The sequence below is a fragment of the Haloprofundus halobius genome, assembly GCF_020097835.1.
Taxonomy (GTDB): domain Archaea; phylum Halobacteriota; class Halobacteria; order Halobacteriales; family Haloferacaceae; genus Haloprofundus; species Haloprofundus halobius.
On the sequence record NZ_CP083666.1, the window covers coordinates 896,836 to 920,967 of the forward strand.

A 24,132-nucleotide genomic window follows, 5' to 3' on the forward strand; every position below is an offset into this window, starting at 1 on the left:
AACGTTCACGCCGAACCACGTCGAGCACGAGAGCGAAGTACGAATGGACGCAATCCTCATCGAGAACACCAAGACGAGTTGGACTCCACCGACGAGCGCAACGAGCGTTCCGTATCGTGACTGGTCCGTACCCAGATACCACACCTACGCGACATAAACGCGCTGAAAATCGGGGTACGAAGGAGGCAGCCGACGGAGACGCGCCCTCATCGACGCAGCGGCCGAACCACCGGCCCCACACCGGGGAAGCCGTCGTACGCCCAGAGGCCGAAGACGAACGCCGCGAGCGCCAACTCGAAGACCAGTAGGAAACCGACGTCGAGTCGAATCAAGTCGCCCAGCCACCGGACGAGATAGTAGGCGACAAGTTCGAGAGATCCTCCCTCGGGGGCCGCGCCGGTGTTGTTCGCCAGCGGCCACAAAAGCGGGTCGAACGAGAGCGCGTCGCCCCCGACGAGCGGGTAGACGACGTCGCCCGCGAGATGCGAAAGCTGGCCGGCGACGAACGCGACGCCGAGAGTCCGGTCGCCGAGTTGTCTGGCCACGAGCAGCGCCGCGGCGGCGAACACCGGCACGAGGAAGATGGAGTGCGCCAGTCCGTACCCCGTGGGCATCACGCCGAACGTCCACGACAGCGGCTTGTCGACGAGGTCGGGAAACTGCGTCGCCGCCGCGAGGACGAACACCTCGGGGCCGGTCGGCTTTCCGCCGCTGGCGTGTCGAAACAGCGAGTAGAGCACGTAGCCGAACGCGAGATGCTCCCAGGGCCACATCAGTAGGTGATCGCACTCCGCGTCGTCGTGGAAGTGAGCGGGTCGGTCACGAGCGCCGCGTCACTCGGCGACGGTCCGGCGAGGGAGCCGTTCGAGCCGTTCTGCCCGCCGTCGCCGGAGACGGTGACGTACAGTTTGAGACTCCGGTAGGCGTTCTCGGTCGAGGGGTCTGCGGGTGCGTCGCCCCGGTACAACAGCAGCGTGAACCGAACGTCGCCCGACATCGAGGGCGTCACCGTCACGTCGCGGGTGACGTTCTCTCTGGAGTCGAGCGTGAGGTCCGTCGACCCGATCTGCTCGGACTCGGTCACCGTCGTCTCGTTGCCCTCCGTCTGGACCCGTTCGCTCAACACGACGACGCTGTACGACTCGGTCTGCTGCTCGCGGTTCTCGACGCCGACGGTGAGGTTCGCGGCTTCTCCGGCCGCGAACTGGTCCTGGTACATCGACTGCGTGTTGCCGTTTACGTCCTCGGTCTCGACGTAGAACTCGGTGAAGCCGTCGTCGCTGGTCGGCACCGTCGCCGCGTAGCCGACCGTCGAGAGCAGGACGAGCAGGCTCAGCGCCAACGCGACGGCCGGGAGTCGCCCGCCCTTGGCGCGGCCGCGCATCGGATGCTCCGGGGGTCGCGAGGAGAACAATCCCGTAATGGCGGTCGGATGCGGCGGCGCGTAGCGCTCGTCGGTGTCGAGCGTCGCCCGGCGCACGAGGGCGACGAGCAACAGCACGCCCGTCGTCGCCTCGACGCCGATGGCGACGGGGAACAACTCGATGGGTTGCGGCGAGAAGTGGACGCCGACCGCGACGAGCGGAACGACGAGCGCGCTCCCGACGACGGCCAGCGCGACGCGCTCGACGCCCGTCACCGACCGGGCGGTCGGAAGCGGGTTGCGGAGGCCGGAGACGGCGTCGTCGAAGGCGGTTCGGGAGGTCGTGTTCCGGTCGGGGAAGATGGCGGAGACGAGCGCGTAGCCCGGCAGGAACAGCACGAGCGGCATCGTGAGGAGGAGCCGTGGCAATCCGGTGAGGGACGTGTGAATCGCCGCGGCGGCGACGCCGAGGAGCGCGAACGCGGCCAAGATGTCGGTGAACCACGGGCTGCGCCGCGAGTACGGGGAGTGGGACACGTCGCTCAGACACCTCGTTTCCCGGTGTCGGGGACGCGTTCGTCGACGGCGAACACCTCTTTCGGGCGAATCGACCGTTCCGTGCAGAGTTCGAGCCAGCCGAAGCTGTCGTTGATTCGGAGCTTGTGCCGGACCGGGAGGTCGTGGACGTACGGTTCGTCGGGGAACAGCGCCTCGTCGAGTTCGTACTCGCTGTAGATGTCGCGGCGGTCGGGCCACGGCGACTCGAACCCCTCGACGAGCGGCAGTTTCCGGCGGAGGAACCCCTCGACGTGGTTGAAAATCTGGGTGTCGTAGGGGCGGTCCGGCGGCGGGTTCCGCAGGATGTCGTCGTCGAGACGACGCAGCGCCTTGATGAACGTCGCCGTGTTGCGGTACTGCGGCGGCGTCGTCAGGTGCCAGTCGAGCAGTTCCGCGTCGGCGATGACGAACGACTCGAAGAAGTTGTCCGCGAGGTGGGTTCTGAACGGCGTCGACGGCTGGTTGCTGATACCCGTCAGGTCGATGGCGTTCTGGACGCCGTCGGCGCGGTCCCACGCCTTCTCGAACTCGCGGGAGACGGCGTCTCGGACGAACGTCGCCGGGTCGGCGTCGAGACCGACGAGTTGTTCGGCGACGGCCCGACTCGCCTCGGGCATGTAACCGAGTTTCGACAGCAGGTTCTCGACGGGGTTCGGGTTCGGGTCGAGTCGTCGGAACGGCACCGTTTTTCCGAAGAGTTCGACGCCGTCCTGTGCGAGGAAGTGCCCGCGGAGGAACGTGTCGCAGAGCAGACCGTGGAACATCGAGTCGACCTCCATCTCGTCGGTGTAGCCGGCGTGGTGGATGTGCAGCGACTCTTTGATGCCCTGTGAGTAGCGGACTTTCGACTCGTCAGCCATCAGGTAGCGGTGCGTCGGACGGAACGCGGTGTGTTCGGCACCGTACTGGGTTGCGAGCGTCCGCGCGCCCTCGGTCTCCTGCCCTTCGGGGTGACCGACGGTGTAACAGTGTTCGATCTCGGGCATCTTCGAGAGCACCGTCCGCGAGTCGTAGCCCGCCGAGAGCAGCAGCCCTTTCCGCCCCGGCATGCGGGCACGGCGGCGGACCGCCCGCCCGAGTCGGTCAGCCAGTTCTTGGACGTAGTCGAACTCCTTCGGTTCGTAGACGAACCGCGAGAGGTCGTGTACGGCCGATTCGGTGAGCACCGAGTCGATGGGGAGCCGAAACATCCGTTCGAGCAGCGACTTCTCGCCGAGGACGACGCCGAGGTGGAGGAACTCGAGGAGGGCGTCGCGGCGGACGGCGTGCCCCGAGAGCGTCCGTGCGACGGCGGCCGCGTCGGAACTGAACACGCGCCCGCGGGCGGTGTCGGCATAGAAGCAGTCCCACGACCGGATGGGGTCGGTGACGACGAACGCCTCGCCCTCGCGCTCGACGAAGACGAGGTACGAGCCGTTGAGTTCGGAGAACGCCTCGCGGCCGCGTTCGTCGAAGCGGTCGAGCACCCACTCGGCGACGTTGCTGTGAGTGCCGGGCGCGTACGCCTCGCCCCAGACCACACAGTCGCCTTTCGGACCGGAGTAGGTGTCGCTACGGCCGGGGTGACCGAGTCCCGGGTCGCGGATACCGACGGTGGCGACATCGCCGCCGACGATAGTGTCGAACTCGTGTGGCGAGCGTAGCCGTTCGAACTCGTCGGCGTCCCCGAAGACGCCGAAGAACTGCTTTTGCATGCTCACTGTCCCACGCTCCGTTCTCGCGCGGGGCGACGGGCGGCGCGCTCTAGACGCGGTTCGGCTGGGGATGGAGTGGACGTGCCGCGGGTGGTCGATGCGTCGAGTCGACTCGGGCGGCGGGTGGTCGATATCATAGCTGTCGATAGGTTCGGATACGAGTTCCTGCGGACCCTCGGGGCTTTGCTATGGAGTCGGTAAGCGAGTTCAGCGACGGGGTTGTGGTGGACGTAACCGCCGACGCAGCTCCAGAGTCGGGGTTATCCGGTTCATAATAATCCCCGGGAAGCGCACAGTTTTCGTCGATGAACGATTCGCCCCGCCACCGTCGCGCGCACGGATCGACCACGGAGCATCCGCGTCGACGCCGTCGGGACCAGTTCCCGGTGACGACCCGTGGGTGACGGCGAAGCGGCGCGCGAACGGTCGACGACACCGCCCGAACGACTCGACGTCGGATTCGTCCCCGTCGAGGTCCCCGGACTCGACGGCACGGGCGCGACGTACACCGCCGCGCTCCTCATCCGCGAACTCTCGAAACACCACGACCTGACGGTGTACGTCGTCAGCCAGCGAAACGCCGACCGCTCGCAGCTGCCCGCGACCGACCGCGTCGACTACGTCGTCCGCGACGACCTCCCGAAACTGCCGCATCCCCTCCTGACGAAAGTAGACGTCGTCGAGGGCCTCACCGACCGGTTGGAGCGACACGACCTCGTCCACTCGTACTCGACCGGTTTTATCGACCCGCTGTCGACGCTCTCGATCCCCACGGTCGTGACGCTGAACTCCTACCAACCGGTCTGTCCGAAAGGCGACATGATGTGGATGGACCGCGAGAAGTGCGGCGGCCCGAGTCGAGCGAAGTGCGCAGCCTGCATCGCCGGAAGCGCCTATACCCGGAAATCGGGCGTCGAGACGACGCTTCGCTCGTCGTACGACTCGCTCGCGAAGGTGGAGTTCGTCCAGAAGTCTATCGACGCGCGCGAGGGAATCTCGGCGTATCACCTGCTGTCGCCGCACCAGCGCGACGACTACACCGAGTTCGGCTTCTCCGAGGAGCGTCTCAAGGTGATTCCGCACTTCGACAGCGGCGAGTTCGCCGTCTCCGACCCGGCGGCGTACAAACGCGGTGGCGACCCCGACCTGGGTCGCAGCGACGACGACCCGTTCACCCTGCTCGCCGTCGGCGCGTTCAAATACGTCAAAGGCTTTCAGGTGCTGCTCCGGGCGCTACCGTCGATACTCGACGACGGCCACGACGTGCGCGTCCGCATCGCCGGGGCCGGGCCGTACGGTGGCGCGCTTCGCTCCATTTCGACCGACCTCGGCGTCGACGACCACGTCGACTGGCTGGGGTTCGTCGACCATGACGACCTTCCGTCGGAGTACGCCGCCGCCGACGCCTTCGTCTACCCCGGTCTGCTCGACGAACCGTTCGGCCGCGTTTTCCTCGAAGCGCTGTCGAGCGGGACGCCGGTGCTCTCCTCGGACGTGGGAAGTACCGACTTCATCGTCGGCGACGCGGGCGTCCGCTTCGAGGCCGACGACCCCGAGTCGCTCGCTCGCGCGTTCGGACGACTGCGAGACGAGTACGACGGCTATCGAGAGGCGATTCCGGGCCAGTTGGCGCGGTTTTCGCGCGGACGAGTCGTCGAGGAGTTCCTGTCGCTGTACGCCGACGTTCGGGCCGGACGGCCGCCGAACGACCGGACTAAAACGTTCGAAACTGAGCGAACAGTCGCCCGCTCCGGTTAGCGCGTCAGTAAGCGTCGGCGGGGCGAGTGCATAGCGGATCCATAGTAATGGACCCAGTTCGCAAATCGGGAGGTACAGATGAAGGACGACAGTCGAAGCCGAAGACGGTTCCTCCAGACCACCGGTGCGGCCGGATTGGCCGGCCTCGTCGGAATCGCGGGCTGTAACGGCCAGTCGCCCGACGACGCCGACGACTCCGCGGCCAACGGGTCGACTCAGAGCGCGAACCAGTCCGCGAGCGACGGCGCGGAGACCGACGAACCGACCGAGACCGACGAACCGACCGAGACCGACGAACCGGCGGAGGTTGAAACGAAGTACCAGAGTCGGGAGAAGTACAACGAACCCGGAGAGCTGCTCGACGACTTCACCGACCTCTCGTCGTGGCTCTCGAACGCCGGCGAGATGGAGTCGTCCTCCAAGCACGCCTTCAGAGGCGATACGAGCGCGAAGATCACCGGCAAAGGCGGCGAGAACGCCAGCATCGAGCGCTCGTTCGAGAACAACCGCGACCTCACGAAGAAGGACTTCTCGCTCGCGCTGCGGACGACGACGCCCTCGAAGTTCGCGCTGTTCGTCTACCTCCGCGACCCCTTCGGCAACTACGCGGTGCTCGAACTGCGAAACATCTCGATGGAGACGCCCGACGTGGATTGGTTCCGTACGGCCCCCGGCGTCTACGAGACGAGCAAGACGCCGCCGGACCTCACGCAGATCAACCGCATCGAGATCGTCGCCAACAACGCCACGAGCGACGACATCGAGGTGTGGGTCGACGACCTGCGCATCCACGACAAGCCCGACAAGGGGTACGTCGTCTTCAGTTGGGACGACGGTCGCAAGAGCTACTACAACGACGCCGCACCGCTGCACGACGAGTTCGATATGCCGGCCGTTCAGGCCGCCGTCCCACGGTTCATCGGGCAGGATGAGTTCATGACGCTCGGCGAACTGAAGGAGCGCCACGAGGCGGGCGACGAGATCGTCGCCCACGAGAGCATCAGCAACCGCTTCCACTCGCTGTCGGGCGACGAACTCGAGAGGACGCTCCAAGAGAACAAGCAGTGGCTGCTCGGCCACGGCTTCGAGAGCTCGAACTTCGTCGTCTACCCCGGCAACGACTACGACTCGACGGCGCTCGACATCGTCAACAAGTACCACTACATGGGCGGAATGAACCAGTCGTTCGACCTGAACACGACGAGTCCGTACGCGTTCGACCCGCTCGTGCTACCCCGCACCGTCGGTCACGACCTGGACGTCGCCAAGCGGGTCGTCGACCAGTGTGCGAAGCACCAGAACGTCGGCATCCTCAACTTCCACGACTTCGAGGAGGAGAACACGATGGGGAAGGGAGACTACAAGAAGCTCCTCGAACACGTCGACCAGAAGGAGGGTATCGAGGTCATCAACTTCTCCGAACTCTGGAAACTGCGTAAATCGGTCTAGCCGGCGTCGCTGCGACACATCACACCGTCTCGGTCGGTCCCACGCGGTTCCCGTTTCGGTCAGACACGTACCGGGCCGACTCAGGGTTTCTGTTTTCTTCCCGCTTTCTCTCGGTTCTCGCTTCTTGTGACGAACTGGGACAGCGGTCGCAGATGTATCGCCGCCGTGCTCACGGGGGTTTCCACCACCGTCTTTCCGCACTACGCGGTCCGAGCCTCAGCTACATCTGACGAAACCCGAAGAAACGAGTCGCGCCGCTCGAACGGGCGTCGATACGGGACTGTCTCGAAAAACGATGTCGTCGAGCGCAGTTTTAGAATGGACACGCCACACCGCCGACCGACGACTTACGGATACTCGTTCAGATACGCCCGAAGGCCCGCAGAGCCGAGGTCCTGAATGCCGTTTTCGAGAACGCTCTCCTTGATGGTCACGCCGCTGCTCTCGTCGTACAGTTGGACCGCCTCCTTGCCGCCGGTGGACCCGGCCGTGAGTTCCTCCATCCAGGTGTCGTCGCCGACGTTGACGATCGGGTAGCCGCCGGAGATGTATCGCCCGCCGTAGAGGAAGCAGTCGTCGCCGGTGAGTTCGATCCCGTGGCGATAGCGCGTGCGTATCTGGTCGATGGTGACGGCGCGAAGCTGTGTATGGTCCCGGTCGGCGCGAACCGCCGCGCGGAACGTCTCGTCACCGACGTCGCCGGTGAACGTGCAGTACTCGGCGACGACCCGCTCGGCGTTCGACCCGGCTTTCGTCCAGAGGCCGTAGCCGCCGGGGGTTCGCTGTTCGATATCGCTGCGGAGGAGCACCGTCTCGCCCGCCTCCGGGGAGACGACGACGCCGTGGTTCGGTCGGTCGCCGTCGACGCTGATGGAGAGTCCCGAGAGCCACGTCGAGTCGGCGCTGTTCTGTACCGACACGGCCGCACCGTTGGCCGCGTCGAGTCGAATCGTCGTGTCGAACACGGACAAACCCGACCCGTTTTCGAGGCGAATGCCGCGCTGGGTATCGTCGTACTCACGGTTCCGGTCGACGACGACCGTCGCACCGCGAACGGAGCTGTCGTCACCCGCGAGTCGGATGCTCGCCGCTCTGCTGTTTCGGTACTCGCCGCCGTTGACGATAGTCCGGCCGTTGTCGTCGGAGACGTAGAGACCGTTGTCGGGAAACGCCCCGAGTTCGCAGTCGTGGAACTCGATGGTGCCTCGGTGATTGACGTCGACGATGATACCGGTCGGACCCCACCGGAGGTCACCGGGGGTCCGCGTCGAGTACGTCCCGCCGTCGGGCGCACGGAAGTTATCGACGAGACCCGACCCCGACGAACTGGTGATGTTGAACAGACCCGGTCCCCACGTGCCGCTGTCGTGCTCGCCGACGATATCGATGTCGCGGACGACGAGGCCGTCGTCGACTTCGACGTGGAGCGCGCGGATACCCGTATCCGCGGCGGTCTGGTCGATGGTGAAGTTCTCGACGTGGAGGTCGACGCCCGGGTCGTAGGCGACGCCGAGTCGGAAGAGGCGGTACTGCGGGCCCTCGAACTCGTCGTAGCTCGCCGGAACGATGGTCGCGCCGTTGGAGGCGAGACCGAAGTTCTCGAACCCGGTGAAGCGGAACTGCTCGTCCATGTAGTACCGGCCCGGTGGGAACTTGACGAGTGTGTCGTCGTCGGCCACCTCGCGGAGAACCGGCGTGATCGATTCGCCTCCTTCGGGGTCGGCCCCGGCGTCGACGATGTCGACGACGGTCCCGTAGTCGTCGTTCAGCGAGTGTGTCGCCTCGGCGGTACCGGAGAACGACGCGATGCCGAGCGCCCCGGCGGCACCGGCGAGTGAGAGATAGGAACGGCGGTTCATCTGCCTGCTTCGAGATCGGTCGGTAGGCACGTCTGTCACGCGCTACGGAACTCATTTTATTACCACGCAACTAACCGTCCTAAAACACCTTCACAACGCTCGAAACGGTTGAGATCTAGATATAAACGGATGCGGACACCGGCCGGTTCGGGAGTCGCCGACGGCGGCGTCGTTCCCCGACGTCAGGTCGGCGTCGAAGGGAGCGAACGGAGTAGCACGTCGAACAGACCTCTGTCGTCGCTCGTCTCGTTACCCGATGACGTGTCCGTCTTCGACTCCGTCGTGGTCGTCTCCGACGTCTCCGTTTCGGTCGGTGTCGCGGTTTCCGTCTCAGTCGACGTCTCTGTCTCCGTCGCTGTGTCCGTCTCCGTCTCGGTTTCCGTCTCCGTCTCGGTTTCCGTCTCTGTCTCCGTCTCAGTCTCGGTTTCCGTCTCTGTCTCCGTCTCGGTTTCCGTCTCAGTTTCCGTCTCTGTCTCCGTCTCGGTTTCCGTCTCAGTTTCCGTCTCTGTCTCCGTCTCGGTTTCCGTCTCAGTTTCCGTCTCCGTCTCTGTCTCGTTGGATGTCTCCGTCTCAGTTTCCGTCTCCGTCTCTGTCGGCGTGTCGGTGTCGCCGTCGTCGCCGTCACTATCGTCGCCGTCGTCACTATCGTCGTCGCCGCCGCCGAACCAGTCGCCGATACCGCCGGAGTCGTCGTCACCGTCGTTGTCGTCATCACCGCCGCCGTCGCTATCGCCTCCGCTGTCGCCACCGTCGCCACTCTGCGGCGTCTGCGTCGCCGTCGACGCGTTCGTTCCGTTCGCGTCGGTGTCGTCTGCGTCCGCGGGCGTCGTCTCGTTGGACGTGTCCGCCGGGGTCGGTGTCGGCGTCGCAGTCGGTGTCTCGGTCGTGTTCGAGTAGTCGGGTATCGACGGGTCGCTGTCGTCACCGCTGTCGCCGCCCACGTCGGCGAGGACGACCCCGCCGGCGGCGACGAACAGGAGCAGACCGGCGACGAACATGCTGCGCTGCATCACGTTGGTCCCGCCGTCGGTGACGAGACGGGCGTGCCGCCAGTAGAGAGTGTCCCCGGCGCTGCCGACGGGTCCGGGGAACTCCGCGAGCAGTTCGAGTATCTCGCCGACGCCGAGCGCGCCGGTAAGACACGCGACGCAGACGAACAGCAGCAGTCCGAGCGGCGGAACGACGACCAGCGAGAGCAGGTCGTTGCCGACGAGCGACGGCAACACGAGCACGAGGGGGGCGGCGATGCCGATAGTCGCGAGACTCCGGAAGAGCCGAGCCTCGGAGACGGGGTCGAACCCGACCTTTCTCGCGCTCCAGAGGTGAAAGAGGAACATCGTCCCGTAACCGACGCTGGTCGCGACGGCCGCGCCGCGCATGCCGAACTGCGGGATGAGCGCGACGTTGAGCGCGACGTTGATGGCGGCCGCCGCGCCCGTCGCCGCAACCGGGAACTTCATCGTTCCGTTGCCCTGCGCGACGGCGAGTATCGGCCGCGCGACGGCGAAGCCGACGGTTCCGGGCAGGAGCAGGATGAGCGGGACGACCGCGTTGACGAACTCCTCGCCGAGGTAGAGCGGGACGACGATCGGTGCGAGCGCCGCGAGCCCGAGCGCCATGATTCCGGTGAAGAGGAGGGTGTAACGGGTCGTCCGGGCGGTGAGTTTCGAGATACGTTCGGTCTGTCCTTTCGACCACATCTCGGAGGTGGAGTGGACGAAGACGGTCTGGAACGCGATGGGAGCGAACCAGAGGAACTCCGCGATGGCGAGCGCGCCCTTGTAGTGGCCGACGACGGCGTTCGGCTCCCAGTACTGCAGCATCAGGATGTCGAGGTGGTACAGCGACATCATCAGCGCCATCAGCACGATGCTCATCCCGTTGAACGTCAGCATCTCGCGGCGCGGCAGCGTGTCGGGCGCCCCGCGGAACACCGCCGAGAGCGACACCTGCTTGCCGACCAGCGCCAGACCGATGAGGCCGACGACGATGCCGGAGATGAGGTGGCCGAGCAGCGCGCCGAGGACACCGTATCCGAGCACGACCAGCGAGACGCCGATGCCGATGAACAGAAGCGAGTCGAGAACCCGAAGCGGCTCGGAGTACTCTTCGAGTCCGAACCCCATCAGCGTCCGGCGGGTGTACGCGCGGAACTGCGCGGCGACGACCAGTCCGGCGAGTACCGTCGCGTACTGGACGAACGAGTCACCGAATAGTGCGCCGCCGATACCGGTCTCCGCGAGGACGAGGACGCTCCCGCTTCCGACCAACGCGAGCACGATAGCGACGCGGAAGTAGAAGCCGACGACGGCGTCCTCCCAGTCGGCGGCGTCGCGGTCCTCGGCGATGTACTTGCGGACGCCGTCGGTGACACCGGAGCTGACGAAGATCATCAACAGGGCGAACACCGACAGGAGCGTCGTGTACGCGCCGACGTCCGTGTCACCGAGTTCGCGGTACAGAAGTGGCGTCGTCGCCGCGCCGATGACCAGCGTCGCGACGCGACTGCCGCCGACCGAGAGGATTCCCTTCAGGATGGAGCGATCCATCAGGAAGTCACCGGATACCGATAGAAGAGGCGTCTGGCAGGGGCGATGCTGTGGAGGCGAAGTGACATGGTTCCCACTCGGGCCCACGGGGTGATTATTATAGAGACGCTATGCGAGTGAGACGCCGGAATTCGGGCGCTCGTAAATCGGTCGACCCGCGGCACAGCGGGGATGAAGGGTTCGTTTATTTAGTTCTAGACGCCGAGCCGTGCCAGGGGCCGGAGCTGTGACCTCGAATTCGGCGTCGTGACCCCGAATTCAGGACTCGTTGCCCCACGCGCGCAGGTCGTCCTCGCTCTTGTCGTAGATGCCGCCGATGAGCGAACTCTGCTTGACGTAGGCGTCTCGACTCGGTTCGTACAGGTACAGCGCGTAGTAATCCTCCTCGGACTCCGCGTAGATACTCTCGACGCGGAAACCGTTTCCGTAGTTACAGATGGGGCGTTCGCTCGCGAGATACTCCCCGCCGTAGAGTTTGACGTCGTCGCCGACGTTCTCGATGGCTCGGCGATGGCCGGTTTCCGTCTGGTCGACGGTCACACTCGAGAACCGCGAGTTGTCCCGTGCGCAGAAGATGCCGGACCGCGCACCCTCGTCGCCCACGTCGCCGGTTATCTTCACGTTCTCGCAGTTCACCCGCGCCGTCCGGTCGGTGTCGGTGAGTTTGATGCCGTAACCGCCGGGCGTGTCCATCTCGATGGCGGTGCGGTAGATGGTCGTTTCGCCGGCCTCCGGCGAGACGACGATGCCGTGCTTGACCTTGTCGCCGGCCATCGAGATTCGGACGTCCTGTATCCACGTCGATTCGCAGGTGTTCATCACCGTCAGCGCGTGGCCGTTGACCGACCGGATGCGGATGTCGGTGTCGCGAACCGTGAGGTCTTCGCCGTTTTCGAGACGGATACCGCGCTGGTTGACGTCCTGCGGGCGGTTGTCGTCGACGACGACGGTCGCGTTCCGAACCTCGCTTTCGGTGCCGCCGAGGCGGATGTTGGCGGTGTCGCTGTTCTTGTACACACCGCCGTCGACGACGATCTTGCCGGACCCACCTGAGGCGTACAGACCGTTGTCGGGGAACGCGCCGAGCTCGCAGTCTCTGAACGTCAACTCGCCGCTGTTGTAGGTGTTCGAGATGATACCGCTCGGTCCCTTCCAGAGGTTGCCGTCGTTAGGCGTCTCGTCGACCCACGCGCCGCCGTCGGGCGCGCGGAACCGCTCGACGAGGCCCGTGCCGTCCTCGTCGGTGACGCAGAAGCGACCCGGCCCCCACGTGCCGCTATCGTGCTCGCCGACGACGTCGACGTCGCGCACGAGCAGGCGCTTCGACGCCAGCGCGTCGATGACGCGGATGCCGGTATCGGCGGCCGTGAAGTCGACCTCGAACCCCTCGAATCGAATGTCTTCGCCCGGCGCGTAGTGGACGCCGAGTCGGAACAGACGGTACTTCGGACCGTCGAACTCGTGGTAGTTCGCCGGGACGAGCGTCGCGTCGTCACCGACGACGCCGAACTTCTCGAAGTCCGAAAAGCGGAACTGTCGGTCCATCCGATACCGTCCCGGCGGGAACAGCAAGAGCGTACTGTCGCCGCGGAGTCGTTCCAGTACGTCGTTTATCGGCTGGTTGCCCGTGTTGTCTGCGCCGGCCTCCACGACGTCGTACACGTGGTCGTACTCCTCGAAGAGTTCGCTCCTGTCGGTGGAGGCCGCCGCACCGACGCCGGCACTCAACCGGACGCCGGCGCCGACGGCTCCCACTCCGAGCACTCCTTTGAGATACCTGCGTCGCGTTTGGTTCGCCGCATCTTCACTCGATTCCGCACCGTGTTCATCGCAAGCGTATATCTTGTTGGGCATAATGTCTCACCCGTCGCTCCCTACTTCCCCTCGAAAACGGCGTTCGTCCCCCCGTTATCGTGACCCTAACGCGGCACCCGGTTTGGTAGGTCTGCAACGTTCGTGGAAACAATACAGAACAATCAGTTCTAATAGACAGTCGTTCAGTACTGTAGGTTTTAAGTAATTCGTGCCGACAACGGTCGGTTAATCGGCGCTTACCGGGTTCCAAATCGCCCGGAGAACGGACGGTATCGGATGCCTCGTCGAAAAGCGGATCCGCGTCTATCGCCGACGTGTCTACTTCGGTTATTATCCTGCTAAAACGCCTCTACGGCTGTTTTTCGGCGATGTAGAGAACGCACTCCGAAGCGCGCCCGCGGTTACAGTTCGGTCTCGAACGCCGGCGTCACGAGGGTGCTCTCGACGAGCGCGCCGGTCCCGCGCCGCAGTTGTTGGGAGACCGCCGAGGGGGAGACGCCGAACTCCTCCGCCAATTCGTTTTGCGAACTGCGGCGAGGGACGTCGTAGTAGCCCATCTCGTACGCGGCGCGCAACAGTCGCTCCTGGTCGTCGGTGACGCCGTAGCGGGTTCCGCGACTCCGTTCGGCCTCGGCGTCGGAGCTGTACAGTTGACGAACGCGGAAGTCGACATCCCGGTTCCGACAGCGACTGCTCAACGTTGACAGCGTCTCCCTGTTCGGCAGTCGCATGCGAACGAGCCATCCCTCCCCGTTGCTCTCGGCGGCCGAGACCAACGCGCCGAGCGCCTCCGGAATTTCGGTGGGACGCTGCGCCGAATCGGTTACGCCGACTCGATACGTCCGATAGTCCGAATCGACGCCGACGAGTGCGGGGTCACGAACCGTCGGGTCGTCGAGCAGCGCCGTCTCGAAGGCGGCGGGGTCGACGTTCGAGGCGGTGAAAAACAGCGTCGGTCGGCCGCGAAACGTCGTTTGCGACTGCGGCCTGACGGCCGCCCCGGAGACCGCGGCGAGCGTCGGACAGAGCGCGATCTCCGGGTGTGCGAGATACGCCTCCACGACGAGTTCGTAGCGGTCGAGTTCGAGGCCGGCGGCCGCCGAGGGTCCGTCGCCGTCCGGAGCGGAGCGGTCGTCGGGGTCGCCGTTCATACTCAGCGGCACGGCCCGATACACCTGCAGAAACGGGACCTGCTCGTCCGCGGTTGCGCCGCCTCGGGCGGAGTCGTCGTCGGTCGGAGCTGGACCCACATAACAGAAGAGCACTCCACACTAGAACTAGATAAATCCAAAGCTCCGTTTCGACTGTTTCAGGCCATAGAGCGCCTTTAGCAAGGCGGTAAGCGAATGACGCAACGAGCGGTCACCGTCCGGCGCGTCCGGAGACCGATCTCCGCTCGCGACGTCGCTTCGCGAGCGACAGCGCGAGCGCCACGAGACAGACGAGCAGTTCGAGCGGAAACGAGGCGGACGTCAGGTAGTGACTCAGGTACCCCTCAGAAAGAAACGGCACCGCCGACAGGAGCGTGTCGGTGTAGCCGGGAACCGAGCCATCGACCATGGGGTTCGACCAGTGTGTCACCGGCCATCCGAGCATGCCGATCGCGTGCGCAGTTCGGCCGTCGAGCGTCAACTGCAGGAAGTCCGCGCCGAGATGTGAGAGCCATCCGACGCCGAACGCGAGAGAGGCCGTCGTCCGGCGGTCGCTGGTCGGCGACCGAAACACCGCGGCGACGAGGGCGAGGCCAACGAGCGAGTGCGAGACGGTCTGATAGGCGGGGAAGACGCCGGCGAGACCGAGCGGTTTGTCGACGAGGTCCGGAAGCGCGGCGCCCAGCAGACACCACCAGACCGAAAGACGGAACCGAGCGCCGAGAAGGTAACCGATGGCGAGGTGGGTGGGGAACCACATCGGCTTCGCCAAGTTCGGGTCCCCGTATAAGCACGTGGATTCGGGTCGGTTGGTGACGACTTGTCGACAGGCGGTCGACCGCCAGCGGCCCCGCGGTTCGACGGGGTGACAGCCGACCGCACCGTCGCTGCGTCGGTTACTGCTCCCCACGGAGCGGCGGCTACCGGGATGAAAATTCCGTAGGGCGCGTGAACGACGTGTACCCCTACCCGTGTTCCCGACACCCTACGGTCGGTGTCTTCGTAGATGAACAACCACTATATAAACATATGTCAGACGAGCGTCGGCGGAACAAAAGCGAGCACCCCATCTCCCGACACTCCGGGGCGCCCGTCGCCTGTCGGAGTCCGTCTCCCCGAAGCGTCTAGCGGAGGTCGCTACTCGTCGACCGTTTTGATCTCTTCGAGTTTCGAGAGCAGGTCGTCCGTCGTCGCGTCCGAGTCGAACGTCACCTTCCCGTCGTGGTCTTTCTCGTGGACGTTCACACCGTCGTCGGCGTCGGCGCTCACGGTCTGGTCTCGCTGCTCGGATTCGTCGTAGCTACCAAAACCCATGCTTCGAAATTTTCAGTTGTCAATAAAAGGGATGCGGTGTGTCCGAAGTCACCTCAGATATATTAGTCGTCCGCGGCGACTTGCTTGGCCTTGTCGGCGAACTTCTCTCTGACCTTCCGAATCTTCGGTTCGGCGTTGAACGTGCAGTACGCGTCGCCAGGGTTATTATCGTAGTAGTCCTGGTGGTACTCCTCGGCGACGTAGAACTCGCCGAGCGGTTCGATTTCGGTGACGATGGGGTCGTCGAACGCACCCTCTGCTTCGAGTTCCTCGACGAACGACTCGACGAGTTCCCGCTGTTCGTCGTCGTGATAGTACACCGCAGAGCGGTACTGCGTGCCCACGTCCGGCCCCTGACGGTTCAGCGTCGTCGGGTCGTGGACAGTAAAGAACACCTGCAGGAGGTCCTCGTAGCTCAGTTTCTCGGGGTCGTATTCGATCTGGACGGCCTCGGCGTGGCCCGTCTCGCCCGTACAGACCTGTTTGTACGTCGGGTCCGCCACACCGCCGCCGGTGTAGCCGGACGTGGCTTCGAGGACGCCGTCGAGTTCCTTCATCGCCGCCTCGATGCACCAGAAGCAGCCACCTGCGAACGTCGCCGTCTCCGTGTTGCTCATAGGAGAAGTAGGAGCGCGACGCGTTAAGGTGCTACGGATGTGGGGCCCACGAGTACAGAGCCGGTTACTCGTTCAGTCGAGCCATCTCGTCGTCGGAGAGGTCGATGTGCGAGGCGGCGACGTTGTCGCGGAGATGTTCGACGCTGGAGGTGCCCGGAATCGGAAGCATCACGTCCGAGCGCTGGAGCAACCACGCGAGCGCGATCTGCTGAGTCGTCGCGTCGTGCGCGTCGGCGATGCCGTCGACGACGTCGGCTTTGTCGCCCAGGTCCCCGGCACCGAGCGGGTACCACGGGATGAAGCCGATACCGGCGTCCTCACAGGCGTCGAGCACGTCTTCTTGCTCTCTGTCGCCGATGTTGAACCGGTTCTGGACGGTAGCGACGTCGACGATGTCGCGGGCGGTGTCCAGTTGGTCGACGGAGACGTTGCTGAGGCCGACGTGGCCGATCTTCCCCTCGTCCTTCAGTTCGGCGAGCGTCTGGACGGACTCCTCGAAGTCGACGTCGGGGTCCGGGCGGTGGAACTGGTAGAGGTCGATGCTGTCGACGCGGAGGCGGTCGAGGCTCCCGAGGATGGCGTTTCGGAGGTAGTCGGGGTCGCCGTTCGGAAGCCAGTCGCCGTCGTCGTTGCGCAGGAGGCCGCCTTTGGTGGCGACGACGAGGTCGTCGGGGTACGGATGCAGCGCTTCGCCGATGAGTCGTTCGCTCACGGCCGGGCCGTAGGAGTCCGCGGTGTCGATGAGGTCGGTGCCGGTCGCGATGACCTCGTGCAGGACACGGTGGGCCCCCTCGCTGTCGTCGGGTTCGCCGATGATGTTCTCGCCCGTGAGGCGCATCGCGCCGTAGCCGAGTCGGTGAACGGTGAGTTCGCCGCCGATCTCGAAGGTGTCGCTTCGGTTTTCGACCGTCATGGAGGTGAAGACGGTCGCGAGATAGTAGCCTCTTGTGGCACCGGAATCCGCCTCGGACGGTTCGACCGCAACGTTTGCCTCCCCCGTCGCCGAAGCCACAAGCGATGACCGAACGACTCACCGTCGGTGTCCTCCGCGGTCGCGCGCACGGCCGCTCCATCGAAGAGGCGGCCGAGGAACTCCGCGAACGACTGCCGGGCCACGAGATTCGGTACTCCCGGACGCGCGCCGAAGAACTCGCCGTCGCCGCAGACGCCGACGTACTCGTGGGGCTCCGCGCCGACGAGAAACTGCTCGAAGAAGCCGAGAACCTGCGCATTTTCGCCGCGGGGTCGGCGGGCGTCGACCACCTCCCGCTCGATGCGTTTGCCGAGCGCGGGATCGCCGTCACGAACGCCTCGGGCGTTCACGGACCGAACATGGCCGAACACGTGTTAGCGACGCTGTTGTCGCTGACCCGCCGTCTCGACGTGGGGATGCGTCGCCAGGAGCGCCGCGAGTGGCGGCGCTTCCAGACCCGCGGCGAACTGCACGATAGCACGGTCACCGTCGTCGGCCTCGGCGCAATCGGCGAGGCGCTGGTCGAACGCCTCTCGGGGTTCGGCGTCCACACCATCGGCGTGCGCTACTCGCCGGAGAAAGGCGGGCCGACCGACGAAGTGATCGGCTTCGATGACGACGAGTTGGCCGACGCGTTCGCGCGGACCGACGCGCTCGTGCTCGCCTGCCCGCTCACGGAGACGACCCGCGGACTGGTGGATGAGGACGCGTTCCGAACGCTCCCGACCGATGCGATTCTCGTCAACGTCGCGCGCGGTCCCGTCGTCGACACCGACGCGCTCGTCACAGCGCTACAGAAGAACTTGATCGCGGCGGCGGCGCTGGACGTGACCGACCCCGAACCGCTACCCGAGGACCACCCGCTCTGGACGTTCGGCAACGTCATCATCACGCCGCACAGCGCCGGCGACACGCCGCAGTACTGGCCGCGCGTCGCCGATATCGTCGCCGAAAACGTCGAACGACTCGTGGAGAGCGGTGCGACCGCGGACCTCCGGAACTGCGTCGAACTCTGAGAGCGACGGTTCAGTCGGTTTCGGAGCGCGAGACGCCGTAGACGAGTAGCGACGCGACGATGCCGAACTGGCCGACGGCGACCGGCCTGATCCCGAGAAACGGGTCGGCGACGGTCGTGGCGAACGTGAACGCGCCGACGCCGAGGACGCCGAGTCCGAGCCCTCGCTCGTAGACGCCGGTCATCGGCCGAAACCCGTCGAGAGTCGGTCAGGTGACGCCGAGGCGGCGAGCGGAGGACGGAGCGGACGAAGGCGTAGGCGAGGACGTGGCCGGTTCGACCAATCGCGGTGCAGAGGCGAACTGTTGGCGACAGAGAACAGAAGCGTGTTCGCCCGGTCGGGACACACGTCGACGCTGCAGCGTACCCGGGCGTCGGATCATTCGGCGGCGTCCTTCCAAATCAGACCGGTAACCGTGCCCGACAGAACAGGTTCGTCACCGCGGGAGCAGACGACGCTCGCGGAGATGTCGTACCGGTCGGCGAGCTCCTCGACCGTCTCGTACGTCCACGTGCAGGTGATTCGTTCGCCGGTGTACACCGGACGCGAGAAGGTGAACTCCATGGTATGCGCGAGCACCTCCTGTTCACCGCCGATTTGCGTCGGGAGCGTCGCCGTCAGCAATCCGTGAACCATTCGCCGACCTTCGTCGTCGGGTTCGGTGTGTTGCGGTTGCGTATCGCCCGAGAGGTCGGCGAACGCGTCCACCTCCTCGGTGGTGAACGTTCGTTCGACGGTGTGGCTCTCACCCGGCGTCGGCGATGTCATCGTACTCGCTACGTTGCGCTCGCAAGTAAAAGTGGATCCGATGGAACCGGACGTGGTTCGTATAGCACTCTGCGATATACGTGCTCCCGTTCGGTCGCCACCGGACGACCGTCCCGAACCACGGAGGCTCCGACTGACAGCTATTTACGGTTGGCACCGTCACAGAGAGGCGATGCGTGAGGAGAGCGACCCGGCGACCAGCGAGTCGGCGGCGAGCGTCGAGTCGGTTATCGAGCGCTATCTCGACGGCATCGAGGCCGGAAACTCCCGAAAGAACTACCGCTCGGTGCTGATCGGGTGGGAAGCGTGGCTCCGCGAGCAGACCGACGTGACCACGCTGAACGCGGTGACCGTCATGCACTGTCGACGCTACGCCAGACGGCTCAAAGAACTCGTCCGCGACGGTGACCTCCGAGCGAGCACGGCGAACACGTACTACGCCTACGTCCGTGCGTTTCTCGGTTTCTGCGTCGCCGACGAACTGCTCGATACGAATCCGGCGAAATCGACCCGTGCGACCGACGAACTCCCCGAAGACCACGGCGACAGGGATCGGCAGTTCTGGAAGCGTAAACAGCGGAACGCTATACTCACTCACGTCGACCGGCGCGCGGCGAAGGCGCGCACGGGCGGGTCCGAACGTGAGATTCGGCGCGCGCTGCGCGACAGGGCGCTCGTCGCGCTGTTGGCACTCTCGGGCGTCCGCGGCGGCGAGGTGTTCGCCGCCCCCGCCGACGAGCGCCGAACGGGCCTCACGTGGAACGACGTCGACACCGACGCCAACGCGGTTCGGGTGTTCGGCAAATCCCGGGAGTACGAGTACGCGCAGCTGCCCGAGCGCGCGAGCGCGGCGCTCGTCGACCACCGCGAGCGATGCGATCCTGCCGACGCCTCGTGGCCGGTGTTCCCGACCGGTCACGGGCCGTCGCGTCGGCGAGCCGTCGAGGCGGAACTCGGTGCGCGGGGGTGGAGCGACGAGGAAGTAGACGAACGCTGCGAGAGCGCGCCGCTATCGACCGTAATCCGCGAAGAGCGGGTTGCCCCGCCGTCGCTGACGACGAACGGAGCGCGGAGCGTGATGAAGCGGCTCTGCGCCGACGCGGGTGTCGACGTTCGCGGCGAGTATCTCAAACCGCACGGAGCACGGCGAGGGCTGGGTCACGAACTGTACGCCAGCGGCCACGCCGAACTCGCGCAGTCGGCGCTCAGACACGTGAGCATCGAGACGACTCACGAATCGTACTCCGATATCCGGGCGGCCGAGACCGCCCGGCAGGTCGACCGAGTGCTGAAACGCGACTAGCCCTCGAACTCTCCTTGGAGCGTCACCCGGTCGGCCGTCACGTCCGCGACGGACTCCGGGCCGATAGGGTAGCGGTCCTCGTCGCCGCCGCCCCACGTCACCTCCACGCCCTCGCCGAAGCGGAGGTAGAAGCCCTCGTCGGTCACCTCGTCGACGGTGCCGACCTCGTTTCCGTCGTCGTCGTACACGGACTTGCCGACGTCGTCCTCGGACAGTTGAGATGCCATACGCGACGTACGGCCGCGAACGGGGAATAGCTGATGGCACGCGGAGCAAACGAGTCGCGGAGACGGGAGGTGGAGGCCGAAACGAACACGCCAACGTTTTCTCGCCGGACGGAGAGTCGCCGGTAGCATGCCCTCCAGTAGCGGTCACCGCTCGTCGTTCCGGTCGACTGAGCGAGTCGACGACCCGATTTCAGTCGCCCCTCTAATCAACCGTGGCTGAACCGGATCGTTCGACGATAGTCGTCGTCTCGCTCTGTGTCCTCCTTCTCACCGGAGCCATCAGCTACGTCGCCGTCTCGCCGCAGTTCGAGGAGAGAGCCACCGAGGGCGTGGTGCAGAGCACGTCGACGACGTCCGGGTCGGACGACCGACTCCACCGCCTCCACGAGGCGGGAATCACCGGGGAGAACGTCAGCGTCGGCATCGTAGACGTGACGGGATTCGACGCCCGGCGGTCGAACCTCGGCGAGAGAGTCGTCGCGTCGCGCACGTTCGACTCGGGGACGCCGAGCGGCGCGAGACCGACCAGCAGGTCGAACGCGCACGGGACCGCCGTCGCGTCCGTCGTCGCCCGAACTGCACCCGATTCGAAGCTGTACTTCGCGACGGTCGATTCGCCGGAGAGCTACGAGCGGGCCGTCGAGTGGCTGACGGCGAACGCCGACGTCATCGTCGCACCGGTCTCGTTCTACGGTCAACCCGGCGACGGGACCTCGACGGTCGCTCGGACGGCGACGAGAGCGACCGAACGGGGGGTCGTCTTCGTCGCTCCGACGGGAAACCTCGCACGAGGACGGTGGTCCGGGGAGTACGAGGCGGCTCGAAACGAGACGGAGACGACCGGAACGCACCAGTTCGGCGACGGCGAGCGAAACTATCTGCGCGGTGACGGAGACACGGTGAACCTCTGGCTCTCGTGGGACGACGCGCACCGAGACGAGGAGTTCACCGCGGAGCTGTACCGAACGGACGAACGCGGAACGCGTCTCGTCGCACGTTCGCAACCCTACACGGGCGATAGCGTGCCGAACGAGCGGCTGACCGCACATCTCGACACAGGGACCCACTTCGTCGTCGTCCGCGGCCCGCGAAACGGGTCGACGGCGCGGATAACCCTCGAATCACCCACCCACAGCTTCGAGTCGGCCACTCCCGAGCGGAGCATCACCGCACCGGCGACGGGTCGGGTTCTCTCCGTCGGTGCGTACGACCGGCGGGCGGGTCGGCTCGAACCGTTTAGTTCGCGAGGCCCGACCGTCGACGGCCGTCTCGGCGTCGACGTGGTCGCGCCGAGTCGTCACCGCGTCGCCGGACGGGACGACCCGTTCGTCGGGACGTCCGCGGCCGCCGCCTACGTCGGCGGCGTGGCTGCGTTGCTGCTCGATGCGGACCCGACGTACGAACCGTGGGAAGTCGAACGGCGACTCGAACGCACGGCGACCGATGTGGGCGAGGCGGGAATCGACGTCTCGACCGGTTACGGTCGCGTCGACCCCGTGCGCGCGGTCGACAACGACACCGGTTAAATGGAATTTTTACTTATAGATAGCACTTAGTGACGTGTCCTCGTCGGCCCGAACGACGCTCCGCCCCACCCATGTCCGGATTCATCGACAAACTCCAACGGCACAGTTCGACGACGCACGAGCACCCCCGCGTCCTCGACGTCCGGTCCGAGGAGACCGACGAAGTGCTCGACGCGCTCGCCTCCGACACCGCACGTCGACTGCTCCGGGGTCTGTTCGAACGGCCACGAACGCCCTCGGAACTCGCCAGCTACGCCGAGACGTCGGTTCAGAACATCAACTACCACCTCACGAATCTCCGGGAGGCGGGCCTCGTGGAGGCCGTCGATATCCGGTACTCCGAGAAAGGACGCGAGATGACGGTGTATGGGCCGACGAGCGACCCAATAGTGTTCGTCGGCAACCGCGAGCTTCGACCGGCGGTCAGTCGGTCGCTCCGGGAAGTCGTCGCCGGACTGGGTGTTCTCGTCGGCGCGAGCGCTCTCGTTCAGTGGGGAGCGAGGCGGTTAGTCGGGTCCTCGGCCGAACCGGACGGCGTACTCGGTCCGGCGAGTTGGGGGGTGTCGCAGCCGAATTCGACGCTCTCGTGGCTCGTCTTCGGCGTCGTCGAACCGGGCGTGCTCTTCTTCTTCGGCTGTCTGCTCGTCGTCGCCGTCCTCGCCGTCCGTTCGAAGGCGTGAGTCGGCGCGTCCCGACAGGCAGGTCGAGCGCGGCGGCCGGTGGCGACGCCCCGTAGTCGAGACGCGTTACGTCCGGAAAACTCCGAGCAGGAGGCCGATACCCAGGACGGCGAGCAGGCCGCCGGCGACGAGTGCGCCGACCCCGCCGAGAAGAGACGATACCCCGCGTGGGACCGTCGACAGACTCCGTGAGGACGTTTCGGTCACCGTCTCCGTCCTCGCCTCCGTTTCGGGGGTCGTCTCCGGCGTCGACGTGGAGGTCAGTTCCGGGACGTCCACCACCGAGAGCGTCCCGACGTCGACCGGTTCGCCATCGGTGTCCGACCCGAGATACAGTCGCATCGGGTAGTCGCCGGGGTCGAGGGTGCTACCGAGCGTCGTCTGCGAGTGAGTCACCACCTGGTCGTCGCGAACGTGCATCGCCTGCGAGTCGGACCCCGCGTCGGCGGTGTCGAACCTGACGGTCGTCCGCCCGTCACCGTCTCCGTCTCGGACGGTCACGACGGCCTCGTAGTTCACGTCCTCGCCGCCCACGACGAGCGTCAGTCGGTCGGCGTCGCCGTAGGTCACCGGGATGCGCGCGGTGTTAGTCCGGCGGACGCGAACGACGGGTTCGACGCTCGCCTCGTCGGCGGGCGGCAGCGTCGTTCGCGTCGAGGACGCGTCGCAGTCCGCGCAGGAGACGAGTCGGCCGTCCACGTCTTCCGAGGAGAGATCGTCGCCGTACGCCGAGGCGGTGAACGCGGTGTCGACCTCTTGCCCGCTCAAATCGAACGTAGCTTCGAACGTACCGTACTCGTCGACTTCCGTAGTCCGAGATTCGAGAAACGGTGCGTCCGCGCCGTGCGCCGAGCGAATCCGCACCGTCAGTTCGGTCCCCGCATCGAGCGTCGTCTCGCCGCGGACGACCTGAGCTTCCGCCGCTTCGAGCACGAGTCGGTCACCCTCGTGGAGGATGACGATGTCGTCGCCGTCGGCGGTAGTGGTGTCGGCGGCGCCGACCGTACCGGAAGCAGCCGCGGCGGAGAGGAGAACGAGGAGGGCGGCGAGTCCTCGTGTGAGGCGCCTCCGTGTCGGCGCTCGGGTCAGCACCGAACCACCGACCGATGTCGACGGCGCGGCGGTTGGTCGGCGAACGGCGTCGGCTTCGAACGGGTCAGGGCGTCGCGCAGGGAGGGTCGAACTGTCACAGTCGAGCGTCGATAGAGGACGTAATAATGTCGACGGTGGGTCAAATACCGATTGAAGCCACGAAGTCACAGAGAACGGGGACCGGTGCGACGCTCGTACCGACGCATGTCTGAACCGTGACTGACCAGAGTGTGCGCGAACGTCGCATGTGACGCTACCGCAAGCGGGTACATAAAATGGACGCATACGGTAACAACTGCAGTTAGGTTTGTCTCAGTTGAGATGTCGACCGCCGGACAGCGGTGGGGTCGGCACTCGTCGGGCTGCAGCTGCACACCGCCGGTCGTGAAATTCTACAATTTTTGAGCCCCAGTCGGCCCC

Annotated in this window: 21 protein-coding genes; 6 read left to right on the top strand and 15 right to left on the bottom strand. The window is 65.6% G+C overall.

Annotation, left to right across the window (positions count from 1 at the left end):
• Positions 1–206: 206 nt before the first annotated feature.
• From LAQ74_RS04775 to LAQ74_RS04785, 3 genes are read right to left on the bottom strand one after another with little or no spacing between them, the layout of a single operon-like run.
• A complete protein-coding gene (locus tag LAQ74_RS04775; protein ID WP_224335602.1) occupies positions 207–773 on the bottom strand; it encodes a metal-dependent hydrolase in 567 nt (188 codons plus the stop codon).
• Positions 773–1,900, bottom strand: coding sequence for a DUF1616 domain-containing protein (locus LAQ74_RS04780; RefSeq protein ID WP_224335603.1), 1,128 nt, complete (start codon positions 1,898–1,900; stop codon positions 773–775). The genes LAQ74_RS04775 and LAQ74_RS04780 overlap by 1 nt, the downstream gene beginning before the upstream one ends.
• A gap of 5 nt (positions 1,901–1,905) precedes the next feature.
• Positions 1,906–3,615: an asparagine synthase-related protein gene (locus LAQ74_RS04785; protein ID WP_224335604.1), complete on the bottom strand. Its 1,710-nt coding sequence runs from the start codon at positions 3,613–3,615 to the stop codon at positions 1,906–1,908.
• Positions 3,616–4,011: 396 nt separating this feature from the next.
• Here LAQ74_RS04785 and LAQ74_RS04790 point away from each other — a divergent pair, with 396 nt between their 5' ends.
• Both LAQ74_RS04790 and LAQ74_RS04795 read left to right on the top strand, forming a co-directional pair.
• Positions 4,012–5,373, top strand: a complete 1,362-nt coding sequence (locus LAQ74_RS04790; protein ID WP_224335605.1) for a glycosyltransferase family 4 protein — start codon at positions 4,012–4,014, stop codon at positions 5,371–5,373.
• Between the two features lie 78 nt (positions 5,374–5,451).
• The gene (locus tag LAQ74_RS04795; protein ID WP_224335606.1) at positions 5,452–6,822 is read left to right on the top strand and encodes a polysaccharide deacetylase family protein; all 1,371 of its coding nucleotides are present in this window, start codon (positions 5,452–5,454) and stop codon (positions 6,820–6,822) included.
• 347 nt (positions 6,823–7,169) lie between these two features.
• On the opposite strand, the gene LAQ74_RS04800 is transcribed toward LAQ74_RS04795, so the two are convergent.
• The 8 genes from LAQ74_RS04800 to LAQ74_RS04835 all read right to left on the bottom strand — a co-directional run bounded on the left by LAQ74_RS04800 (position 7,170) and on the right by LAQ74_RS04835 (position 17,040).
• On the bottom strand, positions 7,170–8,681 hold the full coding sequence (locus tag LAQ74_RS04800; RefSeq protein ID WP_224335607.1) for a right-handed parallel beta-helix repeat-containing protein: 1,512 nt from the start codon (positions 8,679–8,681) through the stop codon (positions 7,170–7,172).
• A 182-nt stretch (positions 8,682–8,863) separates the two neighbouring features.
• Positions 8,864–11,230, bottom strand: coding sequence for a flippase (locus LAQ74_RS04805; protein ID WP_224335608.1), 2,367 nt, complete (start codon positions 11,228–11,230; stop codon positions 8,864–8,866).
• A 258-nt stretch (positions 11,231–11,488) separates the two neighbouring features.
• Positions 11,489–12,985 carry a right-handed parallel beta-helix repeat-containing protein gene (locus LAQ74_RS04810; RefSeq protein ID WP_224335609.1) on the bottom strand — a complete coding sequence of 499 codons (1,497 nt, stop codon included), beginning with the start codon at positions 12,983–12,985 and terminating at the stop codon, positions 11,489–11,491.
• A gap of 461 nt (positions 12,986–13,446) precedes the next feature.
• Positions 13,447–14,295 (bottom strand): helix-turn-helix domain-containing protein, encoded by an 849-nt coding sequence (locus LAQ74_RS04815; protein ID WP_224335614.1) that lies wholly within the window; start codon positions 14,293–14,295, stop codon positions 13,447–13,449.
• A gap of 112 nt (positions 14,296–14,407) precedes the next feature.
• On the bottom strand, positions 14,408–14,956 hold the full coding sequence (locus LAQ74_RS04820; protein ID WP_224335616.1) for a metal-dependent hydrolase: 549 nt from the start codon (positions 14,954–14,956) through the stop codon (positions 14,408–14,410).
• Positions 14,957–15,333: 377 nt separating this feature from the next.
• Complete coding sequence (locus LAQ74_RS04825) at positions 15,334–15,510, bottom strand: DUF5786 family protein (protein ID WP_224335618.1); 177 nt, start codon at positions 15,508–15,510, stop codon at positions 15,334–15,336.
• A 62-nt stretch (positions 15,511–15,572) separates the two neighbouring features.
• Positions 15,573–16,127, bottom strand: a complete 555-nt coding sequence (gene msrA / locus LAQ74_RS04830; protein WP_224335620.1) for a peptide-methionine (S)-S-oxide reductase MsrA — start codon at positions 16,125–16,127, stop codon at positions 15,573–15,575.
• A gap of 64 nt (positions 16,128–16,191) precedes the next feature.
• On the bottom strand, positions 16,192–17,040 hold the full coding sequence (locus LAQ74_RS04835; RefSeq protein ID WP_224335622.1) for an aldo/keto reductase: 849 nt from the start codon (positions 17,038–17,040) through the stop codon (positions 16,192–16,194).
• Positions 17,041–17,144: 104 nt separating this feature from the next.
• Here LAQ74_RS04835 and LAQ74_RS04840 point away from each other — a divergent pair, with 104 nt between their 5' ends.
• Positions 17,145–18,116 carry a D-2-hydroxyacid dehydrogenase gene (locus LAQ74_RS04840; protein WP_224335623.1) on the top strand — a complete coding sequence of 324 codons (972 nt, stop codon included), beginning with the start codon at positions 17,145–17,147 and terminating at the stop codon, positions 18,114–18,116.
• A 10-nt stretch (positions 18,117–18,126) separates the two neighbouring features.
• Here the strand turns inward: LAQ74_RS04840 and LAQ74_RS04845 are convergent, their stop codons facing one another.
• Both LAQ74_RS04845 and LAQ74_RS04850 read right to left on the bottom strand, forming a co-directional pair.
• Entirely contained in the window at positions 18,127–18,300 is a 174-nt protein-coding gene (locus tag LAQ74_RS04845; protein ID WP_224335624.1) for a hypothetical protein, read from the bottom strand.
• A gap of 194 nt (positions 18,301–18,494) precedes the next feature.
• Complete coding sequence (locus LAQ74_RS04850; protein WP_224335625.1) at positions 18,495–18,884, bottom strand: MaoC/PaaZ C-terminal domain-containing protein; 390 nt, start codon at positions 18,882–18,884, stop codon at positions 18,495–18,497.
• A 172-nt stretch (positions 18,885–19,056) separates the two neighbouring features.
• Here LAQ74_RS04850 and LAQ74_RS04855 point away from each other — a divergent pair, with 172 nt between their 5' ends.
• The gene (locus tag LAQ74_RS04855; RefSeq protein WP_224335626.1) at positions 19,057–20,187 is read left to right on the top strand and encodes a tyrosine-type recombinase/integrase; all 1,131 of its coding nucleotides are present in this window, start codon (positions 19,057–19,059) and stop codon (positions 20,185–20,187) included.
• Here LAQ74_RS04855 and LAQ74_RS04860 read toward each other — a convergent pair.
• On the bottom strand, positions 20,184–20,414 hold the full coding sequence (locus LAQ74_RS04860; protein WP_224335627.1) for a hypothetical protein: 231 nt from the start codon (positions 20,412–20,414) through the stop codon (positions 20,184–20,186). The two genes, LAQ74_RS04855 and LAQ74_RS04860, sit on opposite strands and share 4 nt — an antisense overlap.
• Before the next feature lie 212 nt (positions 20,415–20,626).
• Between LAQ74_RS04860 and LAQ74_RS04865 the strand changes: the two genes are divergently transcribed.
• Both LAQ74_RS04865 and LAQ74_RS04870 read left to right on the top strand, forming a co-directional pair.
• Positions 20,627–21,940, top strand: a complete 1,314-nt coding sequence (locus LAQ74_RS04865) for a S8 family serine peptidase (protein WP_224335628.1) — start codon at positions 20,627–20,629, stop codon at positions 21,938–21,940.
• 71 nt (positions 21,941–22,011) lie between these two features.
• The gene (locus LAQ74_RS04870) at positions 22,012–22,620 is read left to right on the top strand and encodes an ArsR/SmtB family transcription factor (protein WP_224335630.1); all 609 of its coding nucleotides are present in this window, start codon (positions 22,012–22,014) and stop codon (positions 22,618–22,620) included.
• Positions 22,621–22,686: 66 nt separating this feature from the next.
• Here LAQ74_RS04870 and LAQ74_RS04875 read toward each other — a convergent pair whose 3' ends face one another.
• Positions 22,687–23,712 (bottom strand): BGTF surface domain-containing protein, encoded by a 1,026-nt coding sequence (locus LAQ74_RS04875; protein ID WP_224335631.1) that lies wholly within the window; start codon positions 23,710–23,712, stop codon positions 22,687–22,689.
• Between the last annotated feature and the right edge of the window lie 420 nt (positions 23,713–24,132).